The 12,802-nt window shown below is 68.3% G+C and carries 10 protein-coding genes and 3 pseudogenes; 4 read left to right on the top strand and 9 right to left on the bottom strand.

Annotation, left to right across the window (positions count from 1 at the left end):
- On the bottom strand, positions 1-1,159 hold a 1,159-nt coding region (locus BMG07_RS36325; protein ID WP_269759757.1), incomplete at its 3' end, for an FAD-binding protein.
- A 118-nt stretch (positions 1,160-1,277) separates the two neighbouring features.
- Here BMG07_RS36325 and BMG07_RS36320 point away from each other — a divergent pair.
- The gene (locus BMG07_RS36320) at positions 1,278-1,718 is read left to right on the top strand and encodes a GNAT family N-acetyltransferase (protein WP_198088558.1); all 441 of its coding nucleotides are present in this window, start codon (positions 1,278-1,280) and stop codon (positions 1,716-1,718) included.
- Between the two features lie 6 nt (positions 1,719-1,724).
- On the opposite strand, the gene BMG07_RS36315 is transcribed toward BMG07_RS36320, so the two are convergent.
- On the bottom strand, positions 1,725-3,212 hold the full coding sequence (locus BMG07_RS36315; protein ID WP_198088557.1) for an MDR family MFS transporter: 1,488 nt from the start codon (positions 3,210-3,212) through the stop codon (positions 1,725-1,727).
- A 248-nt stretch (positions 3,213-3,460) separates the two neighbouring features.
- Between BMG07_RS36315 and BMG07_RS36310 the strand changes: the two genes are divergently transcribed.
- Positions 3,461-3,970 carry a hypothetical protein gene (locus BMG07_RS36310; RefSeq protein WP_198088556.1) on the top strand — a complete coding sequence of 170 codons (510 nt, stop codon included), beginning with the start codon at positions 3,461-3,463 and terminating at the stop codon, positions 3,968-3,970.
- Here the strand turns inward: BMG07_RS36310 and BMG07_RS36305 are convergent.
- On the bottom strand, positions 3,877-4,893 hold the full coding sequence (locus BMG07_RS36305; protein ID WP_198088555.1) for a LysR family transcriptional regulator: 1,017 nt from the start codon (positions 4,891-4,893) through the stop codon (positions 3,877-3,879). The genes BMG07_RS36310 and BMG07_RS36305 overlap by 94 nt on opposite strands.
- A 147-nt stretch (positions 4,894-5,040) precedes the next feature.
- On the opposite strand from BMG07_RS36305, the gene BMG07_RS36300 reads away from it, so the two are divergent.
- A complete protein-coding gene (locus tag BMG07_RS36300) occupies positions 5,041-5,445 on the top strand; it encodes a RidA family protein (protein ID WP_198088554.1) in 405 nt (134 codons plus the stop codon).
- A gap of 18 nt (positions 5,446-5,463) precedes the next feature.
- On the opposite strand, the gene BMG07_RS36295 is transcribed toward BMG07_RS36300, so the two are convergent.
- The 3 genes and pseudogenes from BMG07_RS36295 to BMG07_RS36285 form a co-directional block, all read right to left on the bottom strand.
- Positions 5,464-6,696, bottom strand: coding sequence for a cyclopropane-fatty-acyl-phospholipid synthase family protein (locus BMG07_RS36295; RefSeq protein ID WP_198088553.1), 1,233 nt, complete (start codon positions 6,694-6,696; stop codon positions 5,464-5,466).
- Positions 6,697-6,817: 121 nt separating this feature from the next.
- On the bottom strand, positions 6,818-7,753 hold the full coding sequence (locus tag BMG07_RS36290; RefSeq protein WP_198088552.1) for a cation diffusion facilitator family transporter: 936 nt from the start codon (positions 7,751-7,753) through the stop codon (positions 6,818-6,820).
- Positions 7,754-7,790: 37 nt separating this feature from the next.
- Positions 7,791-8,791: pseudogene (locus BMG07_RS36285) on the bottom strand (AraC family transcriptional regulator N-terminal domain-containing protein).
- Positions 8,792-9,026: 235 nt separating this feature from the next.
- On the opposite strand from BMG07_RS36285, the pseudogene BMG07_RS36280 reads away from it, so the two are divergent.
- Positions 9,027-10,078: pseudogene (locus BMG07_RS36280) on the top strand (aldo/keto reductase).
- On the opposite strand, the gene bioD reads toward BMG07_RS36280, so the two are convergent.
- The 3 genes and pseudogenes from bioD to BMG07_RS36265 all read right to left on the bottom strand — a co-directional run.
- Complete coding sequence (gene bioD / locus BMG07_RS36275; protein WP_198088551.1) at positions 10,061-10,810, bottom strand: dethiobiotin synthase; 750 nt, start codon at positions 10,808-10,810, stop codon at positions 10,061-10,063. The pseudogene BMG07_RS36280 and the gene bioD sit on opposite strands and share 18 nt — an antisense overlap.
- Positions 10,807-12,039, bottom strand: a complete 1,233-nt coding sequence (gene bioF / locus BMG07_RS36270; RefSeq protein ID WP_198088550.1) for an 8-amino-7-oxononanoate synthase — start codon at positions 12,037-12,039, stop codon at positions 10,807-10,809. Before bioF ends, bioD begins: the two co-directional genes overlap by 4 nt.
- Positions 12,023-12,802: pseudogene (locus BMG07_RS36265) on the bottom strand (aminotransferase class III-fold pyridoxal phosphate-dependent enzyme); the annotation flags it as partial. The gene bioF and the pseudogene BMG07_RS36265, both read right to left, overlap by 17 nt.

The raw sequence follows: 12,802 nt of genomic DNA, 5'->3' as shown, positions 1-12,802 counted from the left end.
CCGCGCCGGCCCAGAAGCCCGATGACAGCGCCCACGCCGCGTTGTGGCTGCCGCCGCCCGTGAAGCCGCCGCAGATCAGCTCGCGCGTGGCCGCGTCGCCGGCCGCGTAGAGGCCGGGCACCGAGGTGGCGCACGAGTCGTCGACCAGGTGCAGCCCGCCGGTGCCGCGCACCGTGCCCTCGAGCCGCAGCGTCACCGGAAAGTGCTGCGTGAACGGGTCGATGCCCTGCCGGTCGAAGGACACGAAGAAGTTGGGCTGCGCCGTGCGCATCCACGCGCGGATCTGCGTGTCGGCGCGGTCGAGGCAGGCGAACACCGGTTGCGTCTGCAGCGTCTGCGCGATCACCCCGCGCCCCTTCGACGAGCCCGCGCCCTCGATCGCCACGCCATCGGCCGTGTAGAAGGTCGCCCAGTTGTAGAACAGCGACTTGGTGACCGACGAGAACGCCGGCCCCAGCCCGTAGGCGTTGGAGAACTCCATGCCCGACAGGGCCGCGCCCACCTCGGCCGCCATCAGCTGGCCGTCGCCCGTGAGCACGTTGCAGCCGAGCGCGCGGCTCAGGAAGGCGCAGCCGCCCGTGGCGATGACCACCGCGCCGGTGCGCGCCACCCAGGTGTCGCCGGTCTGCCGGTTCACGCCGGTGGCGCCGCAGACGGTGCCGTGCTCGTCGACCAGCAGCTCGAGTGCCGGGCTGTGGTCGAGGATGCGCGCGCCCGATGCCTTCACGCGCTTGCGCATCAGCCGCATGTATTCGGGGCCCTGCAGCGAGGTGCAGCGCAGCGTGCCCTGGTCGTCGGCCGGGAACGGGTAGCCCCAGTCCTTGAGCCGCTCGACGTTGTCCCAGGTCTGCGCGAGCACGCGGTCCATCCAGGCGTGCTCGGCCAGTTGGCCGCCCATGGCGTAGCGGCTGGCCTTGGCCTCCTCGCGCGCCTTGCCTTCGGGCGACACGTGCCACAGGCCCGTGCCCGAAGGCGCGGTGGCGCCCGAGGTGCCGCAGAAGCCCTTGTCGGCCAGCAGCACGCGCGCGCCCTGCGCCGCCGCGCTCACCGCCGCCCACGCCCCGGCCGGCCCGCCGCCGATGACCAGCACGTCGGCCTGGTGTTGAACCGCCCCGTCGGTGCCCGACAGAGCCTGCCGCTCGAAATCTCTCGCGCCCATGGTCGCTTGCCTCGCAAATGCAAAGGGGTGACCGTATCAACGGGGGGCGCGGGGCGCAAAGAAGGAAAGCGTGGATCGATATGCGGCCACGGCGCAACCGGCGCAGAATGCCCTCCCGATGCCGAACATCACCTTCTCCACCCCCACGCCCGAAGAACTCCGCTCGGGCGAACTCGGCCGCAAGCTGCGCCATTTCAACTACGGCTTCGTCGGCGAGTACCCGCAGGAGCAGTACGTGCGCATCAACGCGCGCGACGAGACCGGCCGGCTGCTCGGCGGGCTGCGCGCCTTCGTGTTCCTCTACTGGCTCGACATCGACGTGCTGTTCGTCGAAGAAGACGCGCGCGGCACTGGCCTGGGCAGCCGGCTGCTGATCGAAGCCGAGCGGCAAGGCATGGCGTTGGGCGCGAAGAATGCGAAGCTCGGCACCTTCGAGTGGCAGGCGCGCGGCTTCTACCTGAAGCACGGCTACGAGGACTACGCCCGCATCGACGACTACGCGCCCGGCTACTACCTGCAGCTGATGCGCAAGCGGCTGGCCGCGCCCGGACCCGGCTGAACCGCCCTACTTCGGCGCGGCCTTGCCGGCGCCGACCGCGTGGCTGTCCAGCCCTTCCTTGGGCAGCAGCAACGCCAGCGCGACCACGCCCAGGCTCACCACCAGCATCATCACGAAGGTCAGGTGCAGCGAGCCGCCCAGCGCCAGGCGGATGCCGGCGTCGGTGGCCGCATTGCCGTGCGTGCCCTGCAGCAGCAGGCGCAGTTGGTCGTCGGTGAAGGCCATGGCACCGTCGCCGCGCGTCAGCCCGAAGTTGAAGACCGCGCCGAAGAAGGTCGCGCCCAGCGCGCTGCCGAGGTTGCGCGAGAACACGTTCGACGCCGTGGCTACGCCGCGCTGCGCGACGTCGACGGCTTCCTGGATCAGGATCAGCGAGCTGAGGCTCATCACGCCCATGCCCAGGCCGATGATGAACGAGCCCACCGCCGCCAGCAGCGGCGTGCTGCCCGCCGACAGCAACGCGAAGGCCGCGGCGCCCACGGGCATCAGCGCCGAGCCCACGACCACCATGCGCCACAGGCCGATGCGGTGGAAGGTGCGCGAGGTCAGCGTCGCGCCGATGGGCCAGCCCAGCATCACCATCGTGAGCGTGAGCCCGGCCGTGACCGACGAGCGCTCCAGCACCACCTGCACGTACATCGGCAGGAAGGTCGTGATACCGATCAGCACCATGCCGGCCAGCATGGCCGCGCCGTTGACCGTGGCGATGACGCGCGCGCCCCATAGCCGCAGCGACACCATCGGGTCGGCCGCGCGGCGCTCCTGCCACACGAACAGCACCAGCGTGACGAAGAACACCGCCGTCCATGCGCCGGCGCTGCCGGTGTTGCCGATGCCGAAGTCGGTCAGCGCGATCATCAGCGCCGCGATGCCGATGGTGAACAGCACCGCGCCCGCCACGTCGATGGACGAGCGGCGCACCGTCGGCGCCTCGTGCAGGTAGAGCCAGAAGCCCGCCGCCGCAGCCAGGCCGATGGGCACGTTCATCCAGAAGATCCAGCCCCACGACAGCTTCTGCACGATGAGCGCGCCGATCATCGGCCCCACCACCGCCGACACCGCCCACACGCTGGCCAGGTAGCCCTGCACCTTGCCGCGCTCGCGCGCCGGGTACAGGTCGCCCACGATGGTGAGCGACACGGGCTGGATGGCCCCGGCGCCGATGCCCTGGATCAGCCGGAAGCAGATCATGGCCGGCATCGACCACGAAAAGCCCGCCAGCACCGAGCCGATGATGAAGACGGCGATGCCCACGAACATGATCGGCTTGCGGCCGTACAGGTCGGAGAGTTTGCCGAACACCACGGTCATCGCGGTCTGCGCGAGCAGGAAGGACGCGAACACCCAGCTGTACAGGTGCAGCCCCCCGAGCTCGGAGGCGATCTGCGGCATCACGGTGGAAACGATGGTCGCTTCGATGGCCACCATGGCCATGGAGGCCATGATCGACGCGATGACCAGGGGGCGATTTGTTGTTTTGGTACTGGAGGTCATGAGCGGTGGATGCTATCGGGAGCCTGAGCCCCTGTCCGGGGCTCAAGCTCTCGGGGCCGGGACACCGCCTCCTCAATTCCGCCCAACGCCCTGCCTGCGGGAGGTTTCATGCGACGATCAGGCTGCCTGCAGCCCCCGCATGAAACGAGGCCCTCAATGAAACCCGATCTGGACCCGTTGCTGGAAGAACATGGAACGCTGTTCACAAAAGATCGAATGGGCATCGCAACCAACCAAAGCAGAACAACATGATGGGCTGGCCGATCTCTGCCCAAGCGGACGAAGACTGTTCTACCGTCAAAGACATCGTGGACGGCGTCATGCCGATCCTGAGTGCTCTCTATGATTTGGACGCGTGCCGTTGGTGCTTCATGACCGATGAAGAGATCCTGCCGATGGAATGCGTAGAGGCGCCGCTCAAGGACATCGTGGAACGCGACCCGAGTCTTCTGCATCTCGCAGACCTTCCTCCGGGCTGGATTGCAACGCGAGAAAGTCTGCGAAGCCCATGGATCTACGAAGCTCCGGTTGCAACCAACGCTGATCGCCCTGGCAATGCTGCAATTGCAAGGCGAGAAATCGCGACCAACAAACCCACTTTCGTGCGACTGGTCGCAGCGGCCGCGGTAGCGCTGGTTGTCGGTGTCACGCTGCATCAATGGAATTACTCTTCGCGAACTATTGCACTCGTCTCGGCGGGCGCATTTTGTGTCATCGGTTTTGCCCTGCTTTTGGCAATTTCCAAATCCGATGACTGAGCGCGACTGCGGCCATCAACCGGCGCATGCAACGCCATCAGTTCCGCCACCCAGTCGATGAACACCCGCAGCTTGCCGCTGACGTGCCGGTTCGGCGGAAACGCCACGTACAGCGGCATCGGGTCCAGCCGCCAGCCTTCGAACAGGGGCAGCAGCTCGCCGCTGGCCCGATGCGCCGCGGCCATGTAGTCCGGCAACCAGAGCACGCCCAGCCCGGCCAGGCCGGCCGCGAGGTAGGCATTGCCGTCGTCGACCGAAAGCACATAGCGCCCCTGCACCTCGATGCGTTCCTGATCGCGGTGCATGGCATACGGAAAAGGCTTGCCGGTGCGCGACCACAGGAAGCCCACGATGCGGTGATGCGTGTCTTCCAGCTCGCGCGGATGCGCCGGTGTGCCCGCGCGGGCCAGGTAGGCCGGCGCCGCGTAGACCCCGAGCTGCAGGTCGCCCACGCGGCGCGCCATGAGCGACTGGTCGGTGAGCTCGCCGCCGCGCAGGACGCAGTCCACGTTCTCGCCGATCAGGTCCACCATGCGGTCGCTCACGCCCATGTCGAGCTGGATGTCGGGGTAGCGCGCATGAAAGGCGGGCAAGGCCGGCACCAGGATCATGCGGGCCAGCGGGCTGGGCACGTCCACGCGCAGCCGGCCCCGGGGCGATGCCGAGGCGCTTGAAAGGCTCGTCTCGGCATCGTCCATGTCGGCCAGCAGGCGCACCACGCGCTCGTAGTACGCCGCACCGTCGGCCGTGACGTTGACCTTGCGCGTGGTGCGGTTGAGCAGCTTCACGCGCAGCCGTGCCTCCAGCTGCTGCACCAGCTGCGTCACGGTGGTCTTGCTCATGTGCAGCGTTTCGGCGGCCTTGGTGAAGCTGCGCGACTCCACCACGCGGGCGAAGGCCTGCATCGCGTCGATACGGTCCATCTCTGCTCCAGATCGGTCGAAGATTGTTTGGGATCTGCAAACAGTGATTGTTGGCCTGGCCGGTTTATCCGGGAGGCGGGCTTGCCTAAAGTCCCTCCATCGTGATCACCGGGCCGGCTTCGGCCCCTGCAAGAAAGCAACCACTTCATGACTCCACGCGACGTCGTTTTTCCGCCGGGGCGCCAGGCGCTCTATGAAAAGAACCGCTACTCGCCCGCCGTGCGCGCCAACGGGTTCCTGTTCGTCTCGGGCCAGGTCGGCAGCCGGGAAGACGGCTCGCCCGAGCCCGAACTGGAAGCGCAAGTGCGCCGCGCGTTCGGCAACCTGAACGCGATCCTCGCGGCCGCGGGCTGCAGCTTCGACGACGTGGTGGACGTGACCGTCTTCATCGTCGACCCCGAGAAGAACTTCGAGAAGATCTGGGCGCTGGTGCCCGAGTACTGGGGCGAGGCCCCGCACCCGACGCTGACCGGCATCGGCGTGACGTGGCTCTACGGCTTCCAGTTCGAGATCAAGGTGATCGCGAAGCTGCCAGAGGCCCCCCGCGATTGACCCGTGCCTAACCTGCGCCTAACCCGCGCTCAACGCCGACGTGTTGTCGTAGATATACCGCCGCGACCACGGCAGCGTCTTCGCCGCCCTGCCCGCCTTGCGCCCGACGATCTGGTAGATGGCCACGTCGTCGTTCTCGAATGCATAGGCACAACCCGCGAGGTAGATGCGCCAGATGCGGAATTTTTCTTCGTCGACCAGCGCATGCGCCTTCGCGGCGTTGGCCTCGTAGGCGTCGCTCCAGCAGCGCAGCGTTTGCGCATAGTGGCGGCGCAGGTTCTCCACGTCGAAGGCCTCCAACCCGCCCTGCTGCATGGCCTGCAGCGCCAGGCTGATGTGCGGCAGCTCGCCGTTCGGGAACACGTAGCGGTCGATGAAGTCGCCGCCGCCGTAAGACACGCCGCCGCCCTCCGGGTCCGACGAGGTGATGCCGTGGTTCATGACCACGCCGTCGTCGGCCAGCAGCTGCTGCACGCGCTTGAAGTACTCGGGCAGGTTCTTGCGGCCCACGTGCTCGAACATGCCCACGCTGGTGATTCGGTCGAACTGGCCGGTCACGTCGCGGTAGTCCTGCAGGCGGATCTCGATGCGGTCCTGCAGGCCCGCGGCGCGCACGCGCTCGGTCGCCAGGTCGAACTGGTTCTGCGAGAGCGTCACGCCCACGCAGCGCGCGCCGAACTTCTGCGCCGCGCGAATCACCAATGCGCCCCAGCCGCAGCCGATGTCCAGCAGGGTCTGGCCCGGCTTGAGTTCGATCTTGGTGAGGATGTGGTCGATCTTCTTGAGCTGCGCGGTGGCCAGGTCTTCGTCGCCGTTCTCGAAGTAGGCGCACGAGTACACCATGTTCGGGTCGAGCCACAGTTGGTAGAACGCGTTCGACACGTCGTAGTGGTACTCGATGGATTTCTTGTCCGACGACTTGGTGTGCGCAAAGTAGCGCGCCATGTTCTGCAGCGCGCCGCTGGGCTTGTCGATCGAGGTCTTGGCCAGGCCGTAGGCAATGTCGATGACGTCGCTGAGCTTGCCTTCGATGTCGATCTTGCTCTTGACGTAGGCCTCGCCGAGGTTGTCCAGCGTGGGCTGCAGCATCAGCGACAGCGCCGCGGGTGACTTGACGTGCAGCGTGACCGAAGGCCCGTTGAACGTGCCGAAGTCATAGGACTGCCCATCCCACAAGGTCAGCCGTGCGGGCAGGTTGGCACGTGCGCGCACAGCGGCGCTCCACTGCGCCAGCTTCTTTTCCCAAAGCATGCATTTCTCCGTGTTGTTAGGTTCCCCCGTTCGAATGAGCGGGCTGCTGCAGCGAACAAAACGATAGCGATATTTTGTAAATCCTGCATGGTCACGTCAGCGCAAGAAATCGCAGTAAGTGCTACAAGTCGCTCGCCTGTTTTTCCGCCGCCGCCACCGGCGCGTCGCTGGCCTCGACGAAGATGCGCTTGATCATCGGGAAGCGCGCGCGCACCTGTTTCTCGATGGCCGCGATGGCATCGGCCGCGTCGCCGGTGGGCGTGTCGTCCTTGAAGTTCACGTCGACGATCACCAGCGCCTCGTCGGGCCCGATGTACATCGACAGCACGTGGCCCACGTCTTCCACGTCGGGCTGCTCCATGGCGATGGCGCGAATGGCGCGCGCGGTTTCGGGCCGGATGCCCTCGCCGATCAGCAGCCCCCGCGCCTGCGCGATCAGCAGTACCGCCACGCCCGCCAGCAGCACGCCGATGACCACCGAGGCCACGCCGTCGAGCGCGGGCATGTCCAGCGCATGGCTCAGGTAGATGCCCAGCGCCGCCACCGCCAAGCCCACCAGCGCGGCCGAGTCTTCGGCCAGCACGGTGTAGGTGGTCGGGTCCTTGCTGCGGTCCAGGGCCTGCCAGAACGGCTGCCCGCGCGCCTGCGCGCGAAACTGCTTCAGCGCGATGAAGAAGCTGGTGCCCTCGAACAGCGCGGCCGCCGCGAGCACGATGTAGTTCCACGTCGCGTCGCGCATCGGCTCGGGGTTGCGGATGTGCTGCACGCCTTCGTAGAACGACACGCCGCCGCCCAGCCCGAAGATCAGCACCGCGACGATCAGGCTCCAGAAGTACAGCTCCTTGCCGTGCCCGAACGGATGCTCCACCGTCGCGGGCCGCTTGCTCAGGCGCAGGCCCACCAGCAGCAGCACGCCGTTGAAGGTGTCGACCGCCGAGTGGATGCCTTCCGACAGCATGGCCGAGCTGCCGGTGATGCCCGCCACGACAAACTTGGTGACCGCGATCGCGACGTTGGCGCCGATGGCGCCGTAGATCGCGATCTTCGATTCAGCCATTGAACGAACCGTGTGCGTCGGGCCTGGTGGCCTGGTGTTAAGCCGCTTCCATCGACGCCGCCCCAAGCGCGTCGTTGCCCGCCTCGCCGAGCCAGCGGCGCTTGTCGCGCAGCGGCGGCGCGCCGAACATGCGGCCGTACTCGCGCGCGAACTGCGACGGGCTTTCGTAGCCCACGCTGTGCGCGGCGCTGGCCACGTCGGCGCCGGTGATCAGCATCTGCCGGCGCGCCTCCTGCAGCCGCAGCTGCTTCTGGTACTGCAGCGGGCTCATGGCGGTGACGGCCTTGAAGTGGTGGTGGAACGATGACACGCTCATGTGCACCGCGCGCGCATGTCTTCCACCCGCAGCGACTGCGCGTAGTTCATGCGCAGCGCGCTGATGGCCTTGGCGATGCGCTGGGTGTGGCTGTCCTGCAGCGCGATCTGGCGCAGCCGCGCGCCCTCGCCGTTCACCAGCAGGCGGTACATGATCTCGCGCTTGATGAGCGGCGCCATGATCGGCACGTCTTCCGGCGTGTCGAGCAGCCGCAGCAGGCGCAGCACCGGCTCCAGCACGGGCATGGCGATGCGATTGACGTACATGCCGCGCGAGGCCGGGGCGTTGGCCTTGGCCGGCAGCTTCTCGTCGCGGATGAGCTCGCCGATTTCGTCGAGCGCCAGCTCCAGCCGCACGCCCAGGTAGGGCTCGTTGTCGCTGGTCACGCAGACCTGGCCGCACACCGGCAGGTCGACCGAGGTGACGAGGTAGTGCATGGGGTCGTACACGTAGATGTCGTCGCCCACGATGATGCGCTTGGAGCCCTGCGCAATGAGGCCCAGCGCCGGGGTCGCGAAGGCATGCTTGGGGCCGTCGGGCTTGCTGATGCAGTACACCTGCAGGCCGGGCACGCAGGTGATGACGGTGCCGTCCTGCCCGCGCGTGATGTGGGCGATGAGCGCCACCAGTTCCTTGCGGGCTTCGTCGAGTTCGGGCTCCAGCGGCATGGGCTGGGCTGGTTGGCCGATGACGGCGGCGATTTCAGGGGTTTCGTCGGACATGTTCAGGGCCTTGTCACGATGCGGGGCCACGCAGCGGCCCCTTTTTGGAGGAATGAGCGGGTTGCAGCTTAGCGCCCCTCCCGCGATTCGCACGCGCTGCCAAAAAGGTCTGGAGAATCAGGCAAATACTTTGCAGGAACGCACTCGCCACGCCAGGCACCCCGGCGGGATACTTTTTGCTGTCGCCCGGGGCCGACCCGGCTCCGGGGCGCTATCAACGCAAAGGAATCGTTCCATGCAATACCGCAAATTCGGCCGCACCGGCCTCCTGGTTTCCGAACTGTGCCTGGGCACCATGACATTCGGCGGCGCTCCGGCATCTGGGGCCAGATCGGCAACCTGCAGCAGTCCGAGGCCGAAGGGCTGATCGGCAAGGCGATGGACGCCGGCATCAACTTCATCGACACGGCCGACGTGTACTCCGAGGGCCAGTCCGAAATCATCACCGGCCAGGCCCTGAAAAACCTCAAGGCGCCACGCGACAGCTTCGTGCTGGCGACCAAGGTGCTGGGCGAAACGGGCAGCAAGGGCGTCAACTCGGCCGGCGCCTCGCGTTTTCACATCATGGACGGCGTGAAGGCCAGCCTGAAGCGGCTGCAGCTGGACCACATCGACCTGTACCAGATCCACGGCTTCGACCCGGTGACGCCCATCGAGGAAACCGTGCACGCGCTCGACAACCTCGTGCGCCAGGGCCATGTGCGCTACGTGGGCGTGTCGAACTGGGCGGCCTGGCAGATCGCCAAGGCGCTGGGCATTGCCGAGCGCGACCGGCTGGCGCGCTTCGAGTCGCTGCAGGCGTACTACACCATCGCCGGGCGCGACCTGGAGCGCGAGCTGGCGCCCATGCTGCGCAGCGAAGACGTAGGCCTGATGGTCTGGAGCCCGCTGGCGGGCGGCCTGCTGAGCGGCAAGTTCGGCCGCGACATCGAGGCCGAGCAAGGCAGCCGCCGCACCACCTTCGACTTTCCGCCGGTGAACATCGACCGCGCCTACGACTGCATCGACGTGATGCGCGAGCTCGCCGAGGCCCGCAAGGTGTCGGTCGCGCAGATCGCGCTGGCGTGGCTGCTGCACCAGCCCGTGGTGACCAGCGTGATCATCGGCGCCAAGCGCGCCGAGCAGCTGGACGACAACATTGCCGCGACGGCCATCAAGCTGACCGGTGACGAGCTGGCCAGGCTCGACAAGGTGAGCGCGCTGCCCGCCGAATACCCCGGCTGGATGCTCGAGCGCCAGGGCGGCGCGCGGGCCAAGCGGCTGGCGGAATCAGGCCAGCGCGGCTGAAGCCTCCAGCGCCTGTGACGCGGCGCGGCGCGCGGCATGGGCAGCGGTCGCGCGCAGGGCGCGCAGGTCGAGGTGGCGCGCCGCCTGCGCGGCCTCGGGCTGCGCCAGGTGCGGCACGATGCCCAGCAAGGGCGCGCCAAGTCGAGCGCGCAGCGTTTGCAGGTTCGCCTGTGGCGCGAGCATCCGCGGATCGACCATGCTCGCCACCCAGCCCGCCAACACCAACCCGCGCGCGCGGATCGCCTCGGCGGTCAGCAGCGCGTGGTTGAGGCAGCCGAGGCGCACGCCGACCACCAGCACCACGGGCAAGCCGAGCGCCACCGCAAGGTCGGCACTGTCGAGGTCGTCGCCGAAAGGCACGCAGAAGCCGCCCACGCCTTCGACCACCACCGCGTCGGCACGTGCCGACAGGTCCGCGAAGGCCGAGAGCAGCGGCTGCAGCGCGATGCGCACGCCCTCTTCCCTGGCCGCCAGGTGCGGCGACATCGGCGCGCGCAACAGGTACGGGCAGCGCGAGGCCAGCGGCGCATCGACATTGCCGGCCGCATGCAGCCGCGTCACGTCTTCGTTGTGCCATTGCCCGTCGACTTCATCCAGGCCCGCCGCCACCGGCTTCATGCCGACCGCGCGCAGCCCCGAGCCGGCCAGCAGGCTCAGCATCGCGCTGCTGACCAGTGTCTTGCCGATGCCCGTGTCGGTGCCGGTGACGAACCAGCGTCGTTGCGCCGTCATGCGGCCTCCCGCCATGGTTGCGCCAACGCCTGACCGAGCGCATCGACCAGCCGCGAGACATCGGACGCGGTATGGCTCGCCGACAGCGCGATGCGCAGCCGCGCCGTGCCCGCCGGCACGGTGGGCGGGCGGATCGCGCCGACGCGCAGGCCGTGCGCGTCGAGCTGCGCCATCGTGTGCATCGCGCGCGCGTTGTCGCCCACGATCAGCGGCTGGATCGCGGTGGGCGATGCCGGCAGCCACGCGCTGCCGTCCGAAGGCAGCACCTGTGCCAACCCCTGCCGCAGTTGCGCGATGCGCGCCAGCAGTCGGGCACGCCGCGCGTCGCCCTCCTTGCCTTCGATCAGCGACAGGCTCGTGAGCAAGGCATGCGCCACGGCCGGCGGCGCGGCTGTCGTGAAGATGTAGGGCCGCGCACGCTGCACGAGGTAATCGACGACCGTGCGGTGCGCCGCCACGAACGCGCCCGACACCCCCGCCGCCTTGCCCAGCGTGCCGACCAGCACCAGCCGCTGCGACTTCAACCCCATCGCCTGGAGCACGCCGCGCCCCGAGGCACCCAGCACGCCGAAGCCGTGCGCGTCGTCGAGCACCAGCCACGCGTCGTGCCGCTCGGCCAGCGCCAGCAGCTCGGCCACGGGTGCGATGCAGCCGTCCATGCTGAACACCGCGTCGCTCACGATGAGCTTGACCGGTGCATCGCAGGCAGCAAGCTGCGCGTCGAGCGCGGCCACGTCGCAATGCGCATAGCGCTCGACGCGCGCCTTGGCCAGCCGCGCGCCGTCGATCAGCGAGGCGTGGTTGAGCGACTCCGAGAAGATCACCGCGTCCGCCCCGCCCAGCGCCGACAGCACCGCCAGGTTGGCCATGTAGCCGGTGCAGAAGAACAGGCTGCGCGCCTCGGGAATGAAAGGCGCCATCCAGTCCGCGAGCCTTTCTTCGAGTTGCGCATGCGCGCGCGAGTGGCCCAGGATCAGGTGCGAGCCGCCGCTGCCCGTGCCATACAGCGCCGCGCCTTCGGCCCATGCCTTGGCCAGCGCGGGGTGTGCGGCCAGGCCCAGGTAGTCGTTGCTGCTGAAGCCGAGCATGGTGCGCGGCGCGGTGGCGCCGTGCAGGGTCAGCGCCTGTTCGGGGGCGCAGGCGGTCTCGGCGATCTGGCGGCGGCGGCGCAGCGATTGCGCGTCGAGCGCGGCGATCTCGCCCTGCAGGCGGTCAAGCAAGCGCGACATCGCGGGCTCCTTTCTGTGGTGAATCGGTGAACGCGACGGCGTTCAGCGTGGCCAGCGTGCCGTCGACCAGCAGGTCGATCTCTTCGTCGCCGATGGCATAGGGCGGCATCAGGTACACGGTGTTGCCGATCGGACGCATCAGCAGTCCGTGTGCGCGCGCCGCCATGTGGAAGCGTTCGGCAAAACGCGCACCCGGCGCGCGCACGTCGACGCGGTGATCAGGCCCTGCTGGCGCAGGTGGTCGACGGGCAGGCCGTCGAGCCCTTCGTGCAGCCGCTGCAGCAGCCGCGCGGCGCGGCCCCGGTTGCGGCGCAGCACGTCTTGGCTGCCGAACAGGTCGAGCGTGGCCAGCGCCGCGCGGCAGGCCAGCGCGTTGCCGGTGTACGAATGCGAATGCAGGAAGCTGCGCGCCGCGTCGTCGTCCACGAAGCCTTCGTAGATGGCGTCGCGCGTCATCACCAGCGCCAGCGGCAGGTAGCCGCCGCTGATGCCCTTCGACAGGCACAGGAAGTCGGGCCAGATGCCGGCCTGCTCGCACGCGAAGAAGCTGCCGGTGCGGCCGCAGCCGACTGCTATTTCGTCGGCGATCAGGTGCACGTCGTAGCGGTCGCACAGCGCGCGCACGAGCCGCAGGTATTCGGGGTCGTGCATCGCCATGCCGGCGGCGCACTGCACCAGCGGCTCGAGGATGACGGCGGCGATGGTGTCGTGCTGCGCGGCCAGCAGCGCCTCGAGCTCGCCCGCCGCGCGCCGGGCCACGTCG

The sequence above is a fragment of the Variovorax sp. E3 genome, assembly GCF_016082275.1.
Lineage (GTDB): Bacteria > Pseudomonadota > Gammaproteobacteria > Burkholderiales > Burkholderiaceae_C > Variovorax.
Note: the sequence above shows the minus strand (reverse complement) of the source record. Positions and strands in the feature narration are given on the sequence as shown.